Annotated in this window: 14 protein-coding genes, 3 tRNA genes and 2 pseudogenes; 9 read left to right on the top strand and 10 right to left on the bottom strand. The window is 69.7% G+C overall.

What is annotated here, in order from left to right; translation table 11 throughout:
* Positions 1 to 173: 173 nt before the first annotated feature.
* The 3 genes from KN815_RS33355 to KN815_RS33340 form a co-directional block, all read right to left on the bottom strand.
* The gene (locus KN815_RS33355) at positions 174 to 1,472 is read right to left on the bottom strand and encodes a bifunctional glycosyltransferase family 2/GtrA family protein (RefSeq protein WP_216345587.1); all 1,299 of its coding nucleotides are present in this window, start codon (positions 1,470 to 1,472) and stop codon (positions 174 to 176) included.
* Between the two features lie 26 nt (positions 1,473 to 1,498).
* Entirely contained in the window at positions 1,499 to 3,337 is a 1,839-nt protein-coding gene (locus tag KN815_RS33345) for a sensor histidine kinase (RefSeq protein WP_253209395.1), read from the bottom strand.
* A gap of 122 nt (positions 3,338 to 3,459) precedes the next feature.
* Complete coding sequence (locus KN815_RS33340; RefSeq protein ID WP_253209394.1) at positions 3,460 to 4,197, bottom strand: response regulator transcription factor; 738 nt, start codon at positions 4,195 to 4,197, stop codon at positions 3,460 to 3,462.
* A 259-nt stretch (positions 4,198 to 4,456) separates the two neighbouring features.
* On the opposite strand from KN815_RS33340, the gene KN815_RS33335 reads away from it, so the two are divergent.
* On the top strand, positions 4,457 to 5,335 hold the full coding sequence (locus KN815_RS33335; protein ID WP_216345586.1) for an LLM class F420-dependent oxidoreductase: 879 nt from the start codon (positions 4,457 to 4,459) through the stop codon (positions 5,333 to 5,335).
* Positions 5,336 to 5,465: 130 nt separating this feature from the next.
* Here KN815_RS33335 and KN815_RS33330 read toward each other — a convergent pair whose 3' ends face one another.
* The gene (locus tag KN815_RS33330; RefSeq protein WP_216345585.1) at positions 5,466 to 6,332 is read right to left on the bottom strand and encodes an amidohydrolase family protein; all 867 of its coding nucleotides are present in this window, start codon (positions 6,330 to 6,332) and stop codon (positions 5,466 to 5,468) included.
* Between the two features lie 270 nt (positions 6,333 to 6,602).
* On the opposite strand from KN815_RS33330, the gene KN815_RS33325 reads away from it, so the two are divergent.
* The gene (locus KN815_RS33325; RefSeq protein ID WP_216345584.1) at positions 6,603 to 7,235 is read left to right on the top strand and encodes a hypothetical protein; all 633 of its coding nucleotides are present in this window, start codon (positions 6,603 to 6,605) and stop codon (positions 7,233 to 7,235) included.
* A 70-nt stretch (positions 7,236 to 7,305) separates the two neighbouring features.
* Here the strand turns inward: KN815_RS33325 and KN815_RS33320 are convergent.
* Both KN815_RS33320 and KN815_RS33315 read right to left on the bottom strand, forming a co-directional pair.
* Positions 7,306 to 7,379 (bottom strand) — tRNA-Met (locus tag KN815_RS33320).
* A 377-nt stretch (positions 7,380 to 7,756) separates the two neighbouring features.
* A complete protein-coding gene (locus KN815_RS33315) occupies positions 7,757 to 8,059 on the bottom strand; it encodes a helix-turn-helix transcriptional regulator (RefSeq protein WP_216345583.1) in 303 nt (100 codons plus the stop codon).
* A 74-nt stretch (positions 8,060 to 8,133) separates the two neighbouring features.
* Between KN815_RS33315 and map the strand changes: the two genes are divergently transcribed.
* The 4 genes and pseudogenes from map to KN815_RS50920 all read left to right on the top strand — a co-directional run.
* A complete protein-coding gene (map, locus tag KN815_RS33310) occupies positions 8,134 to 8,916 on the top strand; it encodes a type I methionyl aminopeptidase (RefSeq protein ID WP_216345582.1) in 783 nt (260 codons plus the stop codon).
* On the top strand, positions 8,913 to 9,323 hold the full coding sequence (locus tag KN815_RS33305) for a hypothetical protein (protein WP_216345581.1): 411 nt from the start codon (positions 8,913 to 8,915) through the stop codon (positions 9,321 to 9,323). Before map ends, KN815_RS33305 begins: the two co-directional genes overlap by 4 nt.
* A gap of 162 nt (positions 9,324 to 9,485) precedes the next feature.
* Entirely contained in the window at positions 9,486 to 9,959 is a 474-nt protein-coding gene (locus KN815_RS33300) for a hypothetical protein (protein ID WP_216345580.1), read from the top strand.
* A 75-nt stretch (positions 9,960 to 10,034) separates the two neighbouring features.
* A pseudogene (locus tag KN815_RS50920) lies at positions 10,035 to 10,274 on the top strand (GNAT family N-acetyltransferase); the annotation flags it as partial.
* A gap of 652 nt (positions 10,275 to 10,926) precedes the next feature.
* Here the strand turns inward: KN815_RS50920 and KN815_RS33290 are convergent.
* Positions 10,927 to 11,481, bottom strand: coding sequence for a hypothetical protein (locus KN815_RS33290; RefSeq protein WP_216345579.1), 555 nt, complete (start codon positions 11,479 to 11,481; stop codon positions 10,927 to 10,929).
* A 260-nt stretch (positions 11,482 to 11,741) separates the two neighbouring features.
* Positions 11,742 to 11,969, bottom strand: a pseudogene (locus KN815_RS33285) (NUDIX domain-containing protein); the annotation flags it as partial.
* Positions 11,970 to 13,050: 1,081 nt separating this feature from the next.
* Here KN815_RS33285 and KN815_RS33280 point away from each other — a divergent pair.
* Entirely contained in the window at positions 13,051 to 14,478 is a 1,428-nt protein-coding gene (locus KN815_RS33280; protein ID WP_216345578.1) for a hypothetical protein, read from the top strand.
* 157 nt (positions 14,479 to 14,635) lie between these two features.
* Here the strand turns inward: KN815_RS33280 and KN815_RS33275 are convergent.
* Positions 14,636 to 14,708, bottom strand: a tRNA-Arg gene (locus KN815_RS33275).
* A 422-nt stretch (positions 14,709 to 15,130) separates the two neighbouring features.
* Positions 15,131 to 15,221 (bottom strand) — tRNA-Ser (locus KN815_RS33270).
* 359 nt (positions 15,222 to 15,580) lie between these two features.
* Between KN815_RS33270 and KN815_RS33265 the strand changes: the two genes are divergently transcribed.
* Positions 15,581 to 16,039, top strand: coding sequence for an SSI family serine proteinase inhibitor (locus KN815_RS33265; protein ID WP_372458547.1), 459 nt, complete (start codon positions 15,581 to 15,583; stop codon positions 16,037 to 16,039).
* Between the two features lie 213 nt (positions 16,040 to 16,252).
* The coding region (locus KN815_RS33260; protein ID WP_253209393.1) for a PAS domain-containing protein at positions 16,253 to 18,373 on the top strand (2,121 nt) is incomplete at its 3' end.

Below are 18,373 nucleotides of genomic sequence, written 5' to 3'. Positions count from 1 at the left end.
CGCCGGGGTCGCGCCGGTGGCCGCCGGGGCAGCATCGGTGGCTGCCGGAATCGCGCCGGTGGCCGCCGAGGCCGCCAGGGGCTGTGGAGACTGCGGGGCCGCCGGGGGCTGCGGGGCCGCCGGGGGCTGCGAGGGCGGCGGTCCGACGTCCCGGGTGCCGTGGTCGTACGTCGTCATCGGTTGTCGTTCCTCAAGTCGTCGGTGGTGGCCCCGCTGTCCGACGGGAAGACCCAGGCCCGGAAGAGCAGGAAGCGCAGAACGGTCGCGGCGAGGTTCGCCGCGATCAGCACGGCCAGTTCGGTGCCGTGCGAGGCGGAGCCGGGGGCGGCGTCCAGAGCGGCGAGGGAGCCGCTGGTCAGCACGAGGCCGATGCCGAAAACGACCAGCCCCTGCGCCTGGTGGCGCATCGCGCGGTCCCGGCCGCGCACCCCGAAGGTGAGCCTCCGGTTGGCCGCGGTGTTGCCGAGCGCCGACAGCAGCAGCGCCAGCGCGTTGGCCACCTGCGGGCCGGTGCCCAGCCGGAAGAGGGAGTACAGCAGCAGATAGACCAGCGTGCTCAGCGCGCCGACCACACAGAACCCGACCAACTGGCGGGCCAGCCCCTTCGGCACCCCGCTCAGCTCGCGGTCGCGCGGATCGTCGCCGAACGGACGGCGCACCCGGTCCAGCGGCAGCGCACCGGTGGCCAGCGCACGCCCCACCCGCCACACACCTCTGAGGTCCTCCGTGGCCGTCTTCACGATGTGGACCGTGCTGTTGGGGTCGTCGACCCAGTCCACCGGCACCTCGTGGATGCGCAGCCCGGCCCGCTCGGCGAGCACCAGCATCTCGGTGTCGAAGAACCACCCGGTGTCCTCGACCAGCGGCAGCAGCCGCTCCGCGACGTCCTTACGGATCGCCTTGAAACCGCACTGGGCGTCCGAGAAGCGGGTGGCCAGGCTGCCGCGCAGGATCAGGTTGTACGCCCGCGAGATGAACTCCCGCTTGGGCCCGCGCACCACGCGTGAGCTGCGCGCCAGCCGCGATCCGATCGCCAGGTCGGAGTGACCGGAGATCAGCGGGGCGACCAGCGGCAGCAGCGCCTTGAGGTCCGTGGACAGATCGACGTCCATATAGGCGAGCACGGGCGCCTCGGACAGCGACCACACGGTGCGCAGCGCCCGCCCGCGCCCCTTCTGCTCCAGCCGTACCGCCGTCACCTCCTCGATGGACTCGTCCAGATAGGCCGCGACTTCGGGCGTGCGGTCCGTGCTGGCGTTGTCGGCGATGGTGATCCGGAAGCCGTACGGGAAGGTGCGGGCCAGATGGTCGTGGAGCCGTCGCACACACCGCTCGAGGTCCGCTTCCTCGTTGTAGACGGGGATGACGACGTCCAGCGCCGGACGGCCGGGCTCGGCCATCACCGGCCCGCGCACGGGCAGGGTTCGCGGGGGTGTCTCGGGCGGAGCCCCGAGAGGGGTGTCGGTTCGCATGCGGTCGACAGTCGCGAGCCGCGCTGTCACGGCTGTGTGGTCAGCCTGTGATCTGCCTGTGAGTCCGTTACGGCCTGGTGAACGCCTTGGTGAACGCCTTGGTGAACGCCTTGGTGAACGCCTTGGTGAACGCCTTGGTGAACGCCTTGGTGAGCGGCTTGGTGAACGCCCCGGTGGACGGGCGGGTGGACCGGCAGGTGGACGCCGAACACGGTGCGCCCGGGAACGCTGTCCACCGTCACCTGCCCGTCGTGCGCGGCCACGACCGCGTGCACGATGGCCAGGCCGAGCCCCGTACTGCCCGCGCCGCGGGAGCGCGAGGCGTCGCCGCGCGCGAACCGTTCGAAGACATGCGGCAGCAGCTCGGGCGGGATGCCCGGACCGTCGTCCTCGATCTCCAGCGAGACGTACGAGTACGAGGGCGGCTGGGGCGGGCCGAAGGCCCCGGCGGCCCGGGCGGCCGCGTACGGCGAACCGTGCGGCGGGGCGTATGGGGATCCGTGCGCCGGGGCGTACGGCGATCCGTACGGCGGGGCGTACGGCGAGCCGCCGCCCTTACGGTGCCCACGGGGCCCGGGGGACACCCCACCGGAAACCTCGTAGGACAGACCGTGAGGCGCCGGATAAGGCGAGGGGTACGGCGACGCCTGCGGCCCGCCCCACAGCACCCGCGCCGTGACCGTGGTACCGGCCGGGGTGTGCGTACGCGCGTTGGCGAGCAGGTTGACCAGCACCTGGTGCAGCCGGGCGTCGTCACCGTGGACGACCGCGGGTTCATCGGGCAGCTCCAGCCGCCACTCGTGGTCGGAGCCGACCGCCCGCGCGTCGCTGACGGCGTCGACGACCAGCGGGGAGAGGTCGACCTCCGCGCATTCCAGGGGCCGGCCCGCGTCGAGCCGGGCCAGCAGCAGCAGATCCTCGACCAGCCCCGTCATCCGCCCGGCCTCGGACTCGACCCGGCCGAGGGCATGCCGGGTGTCGGGCCCGATCTCCTCCCGGCCGCGCCGGGTCAGCTCCGCGTAGCCGCGGATCGAGGCGAGCGGCGTACGCAGCTCATGACTGGCGTCGGCGACGAACTGCCGCACCCGCGTCTCGCTCTCCTGGCGGACCGCGAGCGCCGACTCCACATGGCCGAGCATGCGGTTGAGCGCCGCGCCCACCTGGCCGACCTCGGTGCGCGGATCGGCCTCCGCGGCCGGGACGCGCTCGCGCAGCGCCACCTCGCCGCTGTGCAGGGGGAGTTCGGAGACCCGGGTCGCGGTCGCGGCCACCCGGCGCAGCGGGCGCAGCGAGATGCCGACCATCGCGGCCCCGGCGATCCCGGCCGCGACGAGCCCGGCCGCGGCCACACAGAACTCCACGAGAATGAGGGTGTTGACCGTCTCCTGGGTCTGGTCGAGCGGGAAGGCGAGGATGATGCCGCCTTCCCGGTGGTCCCACTGGGCCACGGCCCGATAGCCGCCGAGGCCGGGCAGACCGATGGTGTGCACCTGCCCGTCCAGGGGGACGGCGGCGAGCGCCTTCCGCTGTCCGCTGGTCAGGGAGTCCACCCGGCTGTCGACGTCGATGTCGTTCGTCATGGGTGAGTCATTGCTCTTGCCGGACGTGGAGATCTCGCCGTCCTGGCCGAAGCGTGCCCCGACCGTGCCGATGGGCTGACCGGGCGAGGCGACGAAGAGCACATCCTCCCGGGGGAGTTCGCCCGCCGGGCCCGGCTTGTTCAGAAACCGCCCGACGGATGCGCGCAGATCGCCGTCCACCTGGCCCTGGAGGTACGACTGGAGGGCCAGGGTCGTGACCGTGCCGATCACCGCGCAGACCACCGCGATCAGCGTGACGGCCGAGACGACCAGACGGGTGCGCAGGGACCAGGGGCGGCGCCCGCCCCGCTGAGCGCGCCGGGCGTGCGCCTCCCCCTGCGCCGCTCCCGCGCTCGGGGGCGTGTCGGGGGCGGGGAACGGCCCGATCGGGGGGTGCGCCACGGCGTCTACTCCCCGGGCTTGATCAGATACCCGGCGCCGCGCCGGGTGTGGATCATCGGGCTGCGCCCCGCGTCGATCTTGCGCCGCAGATACGAGATGTAGAGCTCGACGACGTTGGCCTGACCGCCGAAGTCATAGCTCCAGACCCGGTCGAGGATCTGCGCCTTGCTGAGCACCCGGCGCGGATTGCGCATGAGATAGCGCAGCAGCTCGAACTCGGTCGCGGTGAGATGGATCTCCCGGCCCCCGCGCGACACCTCATGGCTGTCCTCGTCCAGGATCAGATCGCCGACGGCCAGCACCGACTCGCTGCGCGCGGCCGCCGCCCCCGACCTGCGCAGCAGACCTCGCAGCCGGGCGACGACCTCCTCGAGGCTGAACGGCTTGGTGACGTAGTCGTCGCCGCCCGCCGTCAGCCCCGCGATCCGGTCCTCCACCGCGTCCCGCGCGGTCAGGAACAGCACGGGGATATCGGGCAGTTCGCGGCGGAGCCGCCCCAGCACCGTGAGCCCGTCCATATCGGGCAGCATGACGTCCAGGACCACCGCGTCCGGGCGCAGCTCACGGGTGATCCGGATCGCCTCCACGCCGTCGCCCGCGGTGCGCACCTCCCAGCCCTCGTAGCGCAGTGCCATCGACAGCAGATCGGCGAGCGCCGACTCGTCGTCCACGGCCAGCACCCGGAGGGGGCTCCCGTCGGGGCGCAGCAGCTCGGTACGCCCATGGGGCGAGGTCGGCATCATGGGCCCCACCCTCCGGGCGGGTCCTGAGAGGTCGCTTTCGGCTGGCTGTGAATTACCTGAGAATCCTGTGGCGACACGGAACACCCTGGGGCACGGAACACCCTGGGGGCACGGAACACCCGTGGGGGCACGGAACACCCGTGGGGACGCGGCGCAACGGCGGGGGACGAGGAACATCCGGGGCCACGGCGCAACGGCGTGGGCCCGCGGAATAACGGGCCCACGGAATAAGCGGAAGGACTCTCCGGCTTCCCCCTGCATGAGTTCTCGTCCCGCACTTGGCAAGATCGGCGTCTGGACCGCGGCCCTCAAGACGGATTCCCTACCATCAGAGCAGGTCAGCGAGGTGGCGGCCGAACTGGACGAGCTGGGGTACGGCGCCATCTGGCTCGGTGGCAGCCCCAGCCCGGATCAGGCCGGTGTCCTGCTGGGCGCCACCCCCCGGATCACCATCGCGACCGGAATCCTGAGCATCTGGGACCACGAGGCGGCCTATGTGGCCGAGCGGCACACCGCGCTCAACGCGGCCCACGACGGCCGCTTCCTCCTCGGCCTCGGCGTGAGCCACAGCGCGATCGCCGGTGAGCGCTACCGGCGTCCGTACACGGCGATGAAGGAATACCTCACCGCGCTGGACTCCGCCCCGGCCCCCGTCCCCGCCACCCAGCGGGTCCTGGCCGCCCTGGGCCCCAAGATGCTGGAGCTGTCCCGCGACCGTGCGACCGGCGCGCATCCGTATCTCGTCACCCCGGAGCACACCGCCGAGGCCCGCGACATCCTGGGCAAGGATTCCGTGCTCGCGCCGGAGCTGAAGGTCGTCCTCGACACGGATCCGGACCGCGCCCGCGCCACGGCCCGCGGCTACCTCGCCCGCTATCTGGCACTGCCCAACTACACCAACAACTTCCTGCGGCTGGGCTTCGAGGACGCGGACTTCGCGGACGGCGGCAGCGACCGTCTCATCTCCGCCATGTTCGCGCTGGGTGACGCGGAGGTGATCCGGGCGCGCGTCGACGAGTTCCTGGCCGCGGGCGCGGACCATGTCGCGATCCAGGTGGTGACCGAGAGCCCGTTGGCCGACGTCCCGCGCGCGCAGTGGCGCACGCTGGCCGAGGCACTGCCGCTGGACAAGGGCTGAGCTCTTCACCCTCCTCAGCCCTCTCAACCTCTCAGCCCCCCCTCAGCCCCCCCTCAGCCCTTCACTCCCCCCGCCGCCCGGCGCCGAGATGGCGCCGGGCGGGCCGTTTCCTATCCCGGAAAAGCGCGCCTCATATCCCGAACAGCCGGGCCGCGTTCCCGTAACACACCGCGCGCAGCCACTCCTCCTCCTGGCCGATCCGCGTCAGCGCCTCCAGCGCATGCGGGTATCCGTACGGGATGTTGGGGAAGTCGCTCCCGAACAGCACCCGGTCCCCCAGGGCGGCCAGCCTTCCCCGCTCCGCCCGTGGAAACGGCCACTGGCTCTCGGTGAAGTCGGTGAAGGCCATCGTGGTGTCCAGATGCACCCCTTCGTACCGCTCCGCCAGCGTCAGGAAGTCCGCGTACTCCGGCAGCCCCATATGCGCGATGATCAGGCGCAGCCGAGGATGACGGGCCAGCACCCGCCCCACCGGCTCCGGTCCGGTGTACTTGCCCGGATCGGGCCCCGATCCGCAGTGGATGACGATGGGCGTCCCGCTCTCGGCGAGCGTGCCCCACACCGGGTCGAGCAGCGCATCGCCCGGGTCGTACGCCCCCACCTGCACATGGGCCTTGAACACCCGCGCCCCGCTCTCGAGCGCGGCGCGCACGTACCCCTCGACGCCCGGCTCGGGGAAGAAGGTCGCGGTGTGCAGACAGTCGGGCGTACGGGCGGCGAACCCGGCCGACCAGTCGTTCAGCCAGCGCGCCATGTCCGGCTTGTGGGGGTAGAGCATCGAGGTGAAGGCCCGCACCCCGAACGCCCGTAGCGTCGCGAGGCGTTCGTCCTCCTCCTCGCGGTAGGTGATGTGCCAGCGGGGCTCGACGGCGTCGAAGTAGGCCCAGACCTTGTCCAGTACGCGCTGCGGCATGAAGTGGGTGTGCACATCGATGAGTCCGGGCAGCCCGAGCTGCTGCCAGAACCTCTGTACCGACACCACGGCGGGATCGTTCATACGGGCCACGGTAGTTGCCCCGGGCGTCCGTGCCACAGCCTCGTCTCAGGGCCGCCGCGAGTTGATCACAGTCTCAACCAGTGGTTTTGTCACGCCCATGATGATCGCGGTGACAAGATCACCACAAGGGGAACCGACACGGTGAACTGACGCCCCGGCACCGGCGTATCCACCTGGGACCGACCTGAGGCAACCGCCTGAGACCACCGCCTGAGGCCAGCCGCCCGCCCGACGTCGTCACCGACCACGACCAGCCACGGGGGACCATCCATGCCCAACCGCCCGCCCCGCACCACCACCACCCGATCCCGGTCCGCTCTCGCTTGCGCCCTCGGCATCGCCCTCCTCGGCCTCGCCATCGCCGGCTGTGAGGACGACACCGCCGCGTCCGGCTCCGGCCGACGGCAGTCCGCGACCCGCGCCGACCTGGCGACCGACGGCGACGGCGGCAAGACCCTCCGGCTCGGCGAGCCCACGTCGATCACCTACAAGAGCGGCTCGGACCATCTACGGGGCGCTCTGCGGGTCACGGCGATGAGCGTGCGCAAGGGCACCCATGCGGAGCTGAAGAAGGCGGGCGCGGAACCGTCCGACGTACGGACGACCCAGCCGTACTACGTCACCATGACCTTCGAGAATGTCGGCGAGAGCTCCCTCCACTACCCCTTCCTCAACACCCCCACCGGGCTTGAGGACACAAGCGGTGTGGACGACCAGCCGCTCATCACCGGCGACACCGAGGTGGCGGCATGCCCGGGCAGGGACCCGGACGACTTCGCGGTGGGGGCGAAGGTCTCCTTGTGCAAGGTGTTCCTGGTGCCGAACGGCATACGGCCGTCGGTGGTGACGTACAGCACAGGCGACGACACCAAGCGGCCGGTGAGCTGGAAGGTCAAGCACTGACGGCAGCCGGGTGGCTGGCCGAACGACCGAGGGCCCGGCACTGGAAAGTGCCGGGCCCTCGGTACCTGAGTAGCGGGGACAGGATTTGAACCTGCGACCTCTGGGTTATGAGCCCAGCGAGCTACCGAGCTGCTCCACCCCGCGTCGGTGAACGTAACTCTACGTCGTTCTCCCCGCTAAGGGAAATCCACCCTCCCCACACCGACTCGGCGAAGCACCTCGACCACGACCGAGACGGCTCCGGCGCCCGCCACCCGCCGTCCGTCACCTGGCGCCCGGCGCCCGCCACCCGGCGCCCGCCACCGGATGTCCGTCACCCGGCGCCGGGCGATCCGCCGCCGCTCAATCCACCGGCCAGCACATCGAAGGCGAACGTCAGCCGACGTTGATGCGCCGCGTTGCCATCCAGCGTTGGGCCGGCACGCGCTGAGAGAGCCGGCCGGCGCAACGGCGCTGCGGGCCCGAGCCTCAGGAGGGGCCCAGCCGCAGGAGAGGCCCGAGCCGCAGGAGGAGCCCGAGCCTCAGGAGGCCAACCGCTCGCGCGCGGTGCGGCCCGCCCCCGCGGGCTCGACCTCACCGTCAGGCTGGTTGATCTCGGCCCACACCTCATCGAGCGAAAGACCGAGGACATCGGCGATCGCCGCGATGGTCGGGAAGGCAGGGGTGGCCACCCGACCGGACTCGATCTTGCGAAGGGTCTCCGGTGAGACACCTGCGTCCAGCGCGGTATCGAGCATCGAGCGCTCCCCCCTGGCCCGACGGAGAAGGGCGCCGAGGCGCTGCCCGCGCTCGACCTCTGCGGGAGTGAGCGGCAACCTGACCATGACCCCGATTCTAATACCGGTATAGTAAGCCCGGTATAGTTATTGGTTGCATGAGTGCATGAGAAGGACGCCGCATGATCGAGATCCTGAGCCCCACCGAACTGACCCGAGCAAAGGACACAGGCGCTCTGGTCGCCGACATCCTGCACACGCTGAAGGGCCGTAGCACGGTCGGCACAAACCTCCTGGACATCGACCGGTGGGCCAAGGCCATGATCGTCGAGGCGGGGGCGCTGTCCTGCTATGTCGACTACGAGCCGTCCTTCGGACGCGGCCCGTTCGGCCACTACATCTGCACGGCCGTCAACGACGCCGTGCTGCACGGGCGGCCGTCCGATTACACGCTTGCCGACGGCGACCTGCTGACACTCGACCTCGCCGTCTCCAAGGCCGGAGTCGCCGCGGACGCCGCCATCAGCTTCATCGTGGGCGACACGAAGCCCCCGGAGAGCGTCGCCATGATCGACGCGACCGAACGCGCACTGGCCGCGGGGATCGCCGCCGCCGGACCCGGGGCGCGCATCGGCGACATCTCCCATGCCATCGGCACGGTCCTCAGCGAGGCGGGTTACCCCATCAACACCGAGTTCGGAGGCCATGGCATCGGATCGACGATGCACCAGGACCCGCACGTCTCGAACACCGGGCGGCCCGGCCGCGGTTACAAGCTGCGCCCCGGGCTGATGCTGGCACTGGAGCCGTGGGTCATGGCGGACACCGCCCAACTCGTCACCGATGCCGACGGCTGGACCCTCCGCAGCGCGACAGGCTGCCGCACGGCGCACAGCGAGCACACGATCGCCATCACCGACGACGGAGCCGAAATCCTCACCCTGCCCCAGCAGATGCGGCCATGAGCGACGCGTCATACGTGAGGTTCCAGGGGACCGTCCGAAGCCCGCGAGGCCACTTCCCCGGTGTCTTCGCACTGGCCAACGGCCTCGCGCGGACAGGCCGGCTGAGTGACGAGGAACATCGATTCTGGCGGGCGGGCAACGACTGGTTCAACGCCAACTACGCCAACCCCTCCGACGTCGATCCCTCGGTCTACGACCCCGAACTCAACCCAGGAGCCGTGGCATGGTTCAAAGCCACCTCCCTGGAACTGATCGCCCGGGTGGACGGCTACCTGAAGATCCTCGCCCTGCATGACGTCGCCTGCGAGCGGATCGAATCATCGAACCCAGGAAAGATCATCTACGAGGACCCGGACCAGGTGGTCGTCACTCCCTGGCCTCACCACGGCGCAGCACAGCAGGAGTGATGGCGCCGATTGGCGACGTCACCCAACCGACGGCTCGACGGCCCGACGGCCCCGCCCAGGACGTTAGCGGGGCGTTAGCCGTACAGCGACGGATCATCAGCGGTGCCCGGCAGTCTTGTTCTCACGAAGCCGAAACACCACGTCGAGCGAACGGGAACAAAAATGTCGCACCGCACCGCTGTCCGCCACGCCCGCAAGGCCGCCGCCGCCATGCTGATCACCATCGCCGCCTTCGGGCTCACCGCCTGCCAGGACGGCGACACCAACTCCTCGTCCTCATCCCCCTCCTCGAGCGCCACGCAATCCCCCACCTCCGCGGCCAAGCCCAGCCAGGGCTCGGACCAGGACTCCGCCAAGGCCACCCCGTCGGGTATCCCCAGGAAGCCCGGTATGCGCTGCACCAACCAGATCGACTACGGAGACGACCCCAGGGACAACGCCACGATCAACAGCATCGGCTCGGACACCGGCTACTGCCCGGAGCCGCAAAAGGGCGGCACCCCGTCCGGCACCCCCAGGAAGCCCGGCATGCGCTGCACCAACCAGATCGACTACGGAGACGACCCCAGGGACAACGCCACGATCAACAGCATCGGCTCGGACACCGGCTACTGCCCGCCGGTCCAGCACCAGTGAGTTCTCGCGGTAATTCCCGCCTCCGGGGTCCACGAGCAGGCTGCATAGGATCCCGGGATGGCAATCACCACACCGCACAGGCTGGAGGCGAACATCCAGCCTGACAACACCTCCTCACTGAACCTCGTCAAGCGCCTGGACTTCCAGCGCGAGGGCTACTCACCAGCCTTCCAGTTCACCAACGGCGAGTGGAGGGACCACGAGCGTTGGGCCATCACTACCGAGATGGCCCAAGCCGGGGCTCCCTGGCCAACTGAAGTACTCAGTCGCAGCAACGGCGATCTGGCTCCCACACAAACACTTATCGACCCGTAGGTCACCCAAACGACGTCGCCCAGGTCCGATTTCCGACCTCATTGGCGACGTCTTTTCAGCCATGCCCGAAAGAGCGTCCCTCAGCTCTTGAGGGCCTTTCTTTTGCTCCTCCATAAACCCCTCTGCCCCACGTGCTGAATTCCGTTTCCTCGCACCCCTTCCAGGGAATGATCCATACACACTGTCAGGGGATTTCAGTGAGGCGGGGGCCTGCTCATGAGCAATACGTCACGGTCGCATCAGAACGGCGCGGAGGCAGGGAACACCACCCCTGAGCCGCAGCGCCACAAGACCAGGCAAATAGCGCACACACCGCCGTCCCCGGGACCGCTACCTGAGCGCAAGCATTCGGACGACGAGCGCTCCGACCGCCAACTCGCCTCAACGCAGGCCAAGATCGACGCCGGGGAGACAATCCCGACTCCTGGAAGCACCGCGGGCAACGAAGACCGCGACATCCATGAGGAGGAGTGGCGCGCACACGATCGCCGCGGCCCCTATGGACAACGGCGCCGCCGCAAGAACTAACCCGCCAGGCGCCACAAGGGACGACCACCGCCACCGGGCAACGCAAGAAGCCCCATCCATGTCTGGAAGGGGCCTCTTAGCTGCTGCGCCACAGAGCAAGGGCGCTCACGCCCAAGGCGACGACTTACGGGTGGTACTTCTCCTCGACCACATCGGCACCACCGGACTTGCGGTCCATGGTGACGCGGACGGTCACGCTGTTGGTCTTCGCAGCCTTCTCCAGCTCGTCCACGGTGCACTTCGCGGTGCCGTAGCCGTCGTCACCGATGGCCACGCTCCCGTCGGGGGCGGTGCAGATCGCGGCCGCGCCGCGGATGTTCGTGGCGTTGGCGACCAGGAACGCCTGGTCCGTGCCGCCGTCCTCGGGCTTGACGATCAGCTTGCCGGGCGCGAGGTACTCCATCGTGCCGACGATCGTGAGGCTCTTACCCGCGTCGGCGGAACCGCCCCCGTTCTGGCCCTGCGAGCCGGAGTTGCCCGAGGAGGAGCCGCCGGTGGGCTGGCTCGAGGCTTGCTGCGAGGGGGACGCGGTCGAAGAGGCCGAGGAGCCGCCGGAGTCCGCAGCATCGGAGTCAGGCCCACAGGCCGTGGCCCCCAGACCCAGCGCCGCGGCGGCGACGATGGTGGCGGCGATGCGGCGGCCGGCCCGGCCGCGGAAGCGGTTGGTGGTGGTGCTCATCGTGTCTCCCATTACTGCGTTGTCTTGTCTCGCTCCCGGACGACAACCAGCTTCGAAGACCGCGTTGGCGTTCAACTAACAGATGCCTAATGGAACCCGGCGACGCGTAACAGCTCGCTTGCGCCGGTCAACGCCACGCCCACTGAGCTGGGAAAACATCAACCATGGACCAGCCACGCAGCAACACCAGAGGCTCTCTCCCGCACCTGGAAGGGGGCCTCTGAACTACACACTCGGCAGGACTACCAGTGTGGACGGCCCTCGCCCTTGACCTCGCGTACCGCCGTCCCCGGCAAGGAGTCGGCCATCTCCATGCCGCCGCCGGGGAGCGCGCAGAGGTCGTTGTCCCGGCGGCGCTGGAGAAGGATGCGGCCTTCCCCGTCGGTGACAACGGCGGACGCGGCGACCACCAAGCTGTTCGGCTCGGGCGCCTCGGGGTCGTCGTAGTACTCGGTCCGCCGCCCATGCGACGTACTGGGCGTGGGAATCCGCCGAGCAGTGGGAGTCGGAAGCGCAACGCGCCAACCCGGACGGAGGCATCGGCGCAGAGTTCATCGAAGGGGCTCTGGCCACATTCGCCTGGTTGACGCTGGTGCCGTCGCTTCCTTCTCGCGTTCACTCTGCTTGGCGGCCTCCTGGCGCTGTTCCGCCCCACCGCACCAGAAGAGTGATCGCCCAGCGGCCGACTCACCGGCCCTGCCCTGCCCTGAGCGTCACCCGGCGGTTGCCGTCACCGTTGCTGTCATCGCATACGCAAGAGGCCCCTTCCGATGATCGGAAGGGGCCTCTGGGCTGGTGCGCGCTCGGCAGGATTCGAACCTGCAACCTCTTGATCCGTAGGTTCGGGCACAGCAGTGGGCTGGGGCTCCACTCTCCGCCGCGACGATCGGCCGGGGTGGCTTTCGGCGGCTTGTGTGTGCCGTCGTTGCCGTCAAGGTTGCCGTCACCTCCGAACCGCAGGCATCGCCCACCTGCAACCGATGGTTGCGCCAGACGAGACCCACTCCTGACCGGTCTCGTTTCCTCGCTCCTCGCACCCACCACAGTGAGGGCAGCGGTGAGCTCGAATGCCCGTCATGTAGGCAGCGCCATACGGCTGAACCGCACCCGACACGACACCCGTCACCCCAGCGGTGAGCGGACGAGGTGGATAACTAGGTTTCCCAAACAATCACATGAGTCACCCGCCCTCATATTGTGGCCTCGAAACCTGCCCCCGGCGCGCGGGGGTGCGGGGAGGTCGCGACAGCCCCCGCACACGCGTGGGGTTTGTCTCGATTACCGCCGTCACCAGGCGGCCGAACGGGTCGGCTCACCGACCCGTTCGGAGGTTTGATGCACGTATCCCGTGCCTTGCGTTCGATCGTTGCCGTCGCCTCAGTGGGAGCGGCGTTGCTGGCCTCCCCTGCGTGGTCCGCCGTGCCCGCCGCCAGAGCGGCGCCCAAGACGGTCGACCACGCGCAGGCTACTCGGTCCCCTGACTCCGGCCCCGCGGTGCACCATGACACCTCGCCACCGTTGCGTGAGCTGTCGCGAAGATCCAGACAGCTCCGGCGCGCTTCCGACCCCATGCTCCCCAGAAAGGGGCCGCAGCCACCCTCCGCCAAGGCCACCGCCGGTCCCGACGGGGTGGTGCAGAACCGCAACGGCAGCCGGGGTCGGATCCGGCTGGGCGTCAATTTCGAGGGCATCCGGGAAGGCGGGGGCACCCCTCCTGATCCCAACGCCTCGGTGGGCTCCCGCCAGGTCGTAGAGATCACCAACTTCAAACTCGCGGTGTACTCCAAGTCCGGTACCACGCTGCTGGGGCCGCTGACGACCCAAACCCTGTTCAGCGGGTTCGGCGGACCGTGCGAGAACGCTCAGAACGACTTCCTCGGGGACCCCGAAGTCCGCTGGGACTCCCTGGCCCACCGCTGGATCCTCAACCAGTTCGCCAGCGACCCCGTAACCAACACGAATCGACTGTGCGTGGGCGTTTCCCGCACCGCGGACGCCACCGGCGAGTACTACCGCTACACCTTCGGGTATCAGACTCTCCCCGACCACCCGAAGTTCGCGGTGTGGCCGGACGCCTACTACGTGGTCGCCACCGCCGCCGGGTCGCTCTTCGAGGCGTGCGCCTGGGACCGGCACAGGATGCTGCGCGGAGCCGACGCCGCCCAGCAGTGCTACACCCTCCCGGCATCGACCATCCCGATCGGCTCGGACCTCGACGGCACGACCCCACCCCCGCGAGGCGAGCCCAACCTGCTGATCAACCTCGGCCCCACCGACGACAGGCTGCAGTACTGGCGGTTCCACGTCGACTGGACAGACCAGGCCCGCACCACCCTCTCGGGCCCGCAGGAGCTGAAGGTGGCCCCCTACACCCGGGCCTGCGAGAGTACCGATCCCACTCGCTGCGTCCCCCAGGCCGGCACCACCCAGAAACTGGATTCGCTCTCCTACTCTCCTATGTACCGGTTCGCCTACCGCAACTTCGGCGACCACCAGTCCCTGGTCGTCAACCACGCGGTCGATGCCCGTGGCGGCGTGGGCGTGCGCTGGTACGAACTGCGGTTGCGCCACGGCCGACCGGTCGTCCGCCAGCAGAGCACCTACGCTCCGGACCCCACGGACCGGTGGATGGGCTCCGCGGCCATGGACAAGAACGGCGACATCGCCCTGGGATACTCGCAGTCGTCTTCCCGGACCCATCCCTCGATCCGAGTCACCGGACGCCTGGCACACGACCCGCCGAACCTGATGACGTTCCACGAAACCACCGTGTGGACCGGCGCAGGCTCCCAGACTGGGAGCAACCGCTGGGGTGACTACACCTCCATGGCGATCGACCCGGTGGACGATTGTACGTTCTGGTACACCAACCAGTACCAACCGGCCGATGGCACCGGAAACTGGAACACCCGTCTCGCCTCCTTCCAGCTCTCCGACTGCCACGCTCACCACCACCATGGCCACAGCCGCCAGCACGGCCACCACCGTCACGGGTGACGCCGACACAGCCGGAGCGGGCATCGTGACCCTTGGCCTGCGGCTCCTCCTGTCGAGGATCTGACACGACAATGCCCGGGTGGTTGGTGTCAGAACTGATGTCACCGCATACGCAAGAGGCCCCTCCCGATGATCGGAAGGGGCCTCTGGGCTGGGGCGCGCTCGGCAGGATTCGAACCTGCAACCTCTTGATCCGTAGTCAAGTGCTCTATCCGTTAAGCTACGAGCGCTTGGCTTCCCGGCGGTTTTTCTTGCCGGTCGGCGTTGCGGGGACAACATTACATGACCTCTGCCGTCAGGCGAAATCCGTTTCCCACACCCCCTCTGACCTGCGAAAACTCCATTTTTGGGGGCTGCCGAAGCGGCCGTCGCGGGACATCGGGAAGCCGGCCTTCACGTCGCCAGGTGCTTAGAGGGTGGCGGTCAGCTTCACGGAGGGATACCGGGTGGTTGCCCTGCGTCGCTTCCGTCGGAGTCCGGGATTGGCAGCGTTGCGGGGCGGCTGTTGCCCTGGGGCGCAGTCGCCGGCGCCGTAGTAAGGGGAGCGTGGGCGGGCATCGTCGGGCCGGGCCGCTTCGGTGATCATTCGCGGCGTCCCGCGGAAACGACTCAGGGAGCCCGCGCCATGGGCACGGGCTCCCTGATCAGAGAGCGGAGGCTGAGGGATTTGAACCCTCGATGGGCTTTAGGGCCCAAACCGCATTAGCAGTGCGGCGCCATAGACCAGACTAGGCGAAGCCTCCAGCACACCGGTTTCGCTCGCGCGAGCGCGATGTGGTGTGTGCAGATGATGTCACAGCCCTGCGGGATGTCACCAATCGCGGACTACGGTACTCGGCAGGCGGGGCCCATCGCAAAGCCCTAACGCCCCGGAGCAGCCCCAATGCCGGAGCGCGGTCGGGGCGCGGTCGGGGCGTGGTCGGGGCGCGGTCCTTACGGCAGAGCGTGCGCGGCGGGGCGCAGCCCCCCAGCCCCTAGCTCCCAGGCCCCTCATCCCCTCCGGCCGAGCGCAGCCCTTATGGCGGCGCAACGCGCGCGGCGGCGGCGCGTTAGACGGGGCAGGGGCAGCGCGCCCCCGTCTGATCACTCCAGGAGTGCCCCGATGCCCCCGATGCCCCCGCTGCACCGCCTCGTCGTCACCGCCGCTCTGACGACCGCCGCCACGGTCGGCGCGCTGGCCCCCGCCGGGGCCACGCCGCTGCCGCTGCCCCTGCCGTTCGACGGGGAGAGCTCCGACCGGCTCGTGATCACCGTCAGCCAGAGCGGTGACCCCGACGATGCCTCGACCTTTGTGCTGGGCTGCCACCCGACCAGCGGTACGCACCCCCGGGCCCGGGCCGCGTGTGCGCAGTTGGACTCGCAGACCGTGTGGGGCCGGGATCCGTTCGCGCCGGTGTCGCCGGATGCCATGTGCACCGGGCAGTACGGCGGGCCGGCCACGGCTCGGGTGACGGGTCACTGGGCGGGGCGTCCCGTCAACGCGTGGTTCAACCGCACCAACGGGTGTGAAATCGCCCGATGGAATCGGTTCTCCGTCGTTTTGCGCACGCCTGGGAGCTGACCTGCGGATTGGGACGGGAGTGAGAGGAGGAGAGCACGGAGAAGTTTGTCCGGGCGTGCGTCGAGACGCGTACGTCGTGCTGCGACCTCCCTCTCATCCGCCGTCACGTCCGGCTTCGGTGGCCGTAGACTCCCCTAGAGACACTCCGCAGACGGGACGGCAGAATGACCGCGAGTGTCAGCAAGATGCAGTAGTCAGGGAGGAAGCGTCGTCGTGAGCAGCAGGCCATCCCGAGGCGCTGCTCGCCTCGCAGCGATACTCGACGCGCTCCCGGACGCGCTGTTGCTCGTCAACTGCAACGGCACGATCGTCAACGCCAACCACATCGCGCTGGAGTCCTTCGAGGCTCCGGGCACCGCCCTGGTCGGCCGTGGTCTGCTCGATCTGCTCCCCTCCTTCGATCCCAATCGCATTCCCGGGTCGATGCGGCTCCCCGAGTCGGCACAGCGGGACGGCATCAAGCCGACCCGGATGATGGCCCGGCGCACCGACGGGGCGCAGATTCCCGTCGAGGTGACCAGCGCGAATCTGGAGGACGGGCGGACTCCTTACGCCGATCAGTACAGCTACACCGGCGATGAGCTGCTGATGCTCATCGTGCGCGACCTGACCGGGACGCTCGACACCGAGGCCGAACTCGCCCGTCAGCAGCGCCAGACAGAGATGATCCTGCGCGCGGCGGCGGAGGGCGTGGTCGGCGTGGACACCGAGGGCAAGGTGGTCCTCGTCAACCCGTCCGCCGCGCAGATCCTCGGCTACCGGGCCAGCGACATGGGCGGTCAGGAGCTTCACTCTCTTGTACACCACTCGCGCCCGGACGGTTCCCCCTTCCCGTACGAGGAATCGCCCCTCGCCGACTCCCTGCGCTCCGGCCGCAAGCACCGGGTGCGCGGCCAGGTGCTGTGGGCGAAGGACGGCAGCGATGTTCCGGTCGATCTGACCACCGCGCCCGTCCGCGACGGCGAGCAACTCGTGGGCGCGGTGATGACCTTCACCGACCGGCGTGCCGAGAAGACCATGGCGGCCAAGCACGCCGAGGAGGTGGAGAGCCTCACCACCCAGCACACGGAGGAGGTCGAGCGCCTCACCACCGAGCACACGGAGAAGGTGGAGAGCCTCACCACCCGACACGCCGAGGAGCTGGAGAACCTCACCGCCCAGCACACGAAGACCGTGGAGGAGCTGCGGACGCAGCTCGCCGAGGAGCGTGCGCGGTACTCGGCCCAGCTCGAGTCCGTCACCGCCCGGAACAGCCAGTTGCTCGCCGTGCTGGACCAGTCGCTGCGCGGACCGCTGCTGCAACTGCGCGGCGAGCTCGGTGTGCTCGCCGACGACCCGGCCGGGCAACTGTGGCCCGAGGCCAACCAGATCCTGCACCACCTCGCCGCCGGCTACACCCGGATGACCACGCTCGTCGACAACGTGCTGAGCTATCAGCGGCTCGACGCGCACAGCGAGGAGCTGGCCCGCCGTACGGTCTCGATGGACGAGGTCGTATCGGCCAGTGTGGAGGGCGCCGTCGAGCTGATCGGGCCGGGGCGCGCGCAGTTCGCGGTGCACGCGCCCCCCATCGACGCCGAGGTGGACCCGGAGCGGCTCGCCCAGGCGCTCGCCCATCTGATCGCGGACGTGGCCGGGGTCGACTCCACCGGCAACACCGCAGCGGGCAGCTCGGCCAGCGACTCGACGATCGTGGTCGCGGCGGCACAGCGCGGCGATGTCGTACGGATCGAGGTCCGCGGACCGTACGCGGGCGGCGACCCGGTGCACGAACCGATCGTGCGCGGGATCGTGCGCCGGCACGGGGGCGTGCTCCAGACCCATGAGATGCCGGGCATGGGCGGACACGCCTACGTCCTGGAGGTGCCGATCTCGGCGGCGGCCGCGGCCGGGCAGGAGCGCGCGAACGGCGACACCGCCGGGCAGGGCGACGGTACGCAGGGACAGGGCACCTCCGGCACGGGCACGGGTACAGGCACCGACGCGGGTACGGATACGGGTGCGGGCACCGCGGGCGGCAACGCCACCGGCCAGACCCCGACCGGACGGCGCGCCCGGCACGGCGCGGCCCCCGGCGGCACACCAGGCGACACCAGCGGCGGCGGTACGCAGGGCAACGGCACCCTGGGTAACGGCACACAGGGCGGTACGCCCCCACCCAACCTCCGTAAGGCCGACCCGCATACGGCCGATCCCCGTACGGCCGACCCGCGCACCGCCGCTCAGCAGGGCGCCCCGGGCTCGCCCGCCGCACTGCCCGCGGTCGTCGGCGAGGACAGCGCGGCCCAGCAGCAGGGCGCGGCCGAGGCCGGGGACACCCCACGGCCCACCGGG

The sequence above is a fragment of the Streptomyces niphimycinicus genome (assembly GCF_018883605.1).
GTDB classification, from domain to species: domain Bacteria; phylum Actinomycetota; class Actinomycetes; order Streptomycetales; family Streptomycetaceae; genus Streptomyces; species Streptomyces niphimycinicus.
Note: the sequence above shows the minus strand (reverse complement) of the source record. Positions and strands in the feature narration are given on the sequence as shown.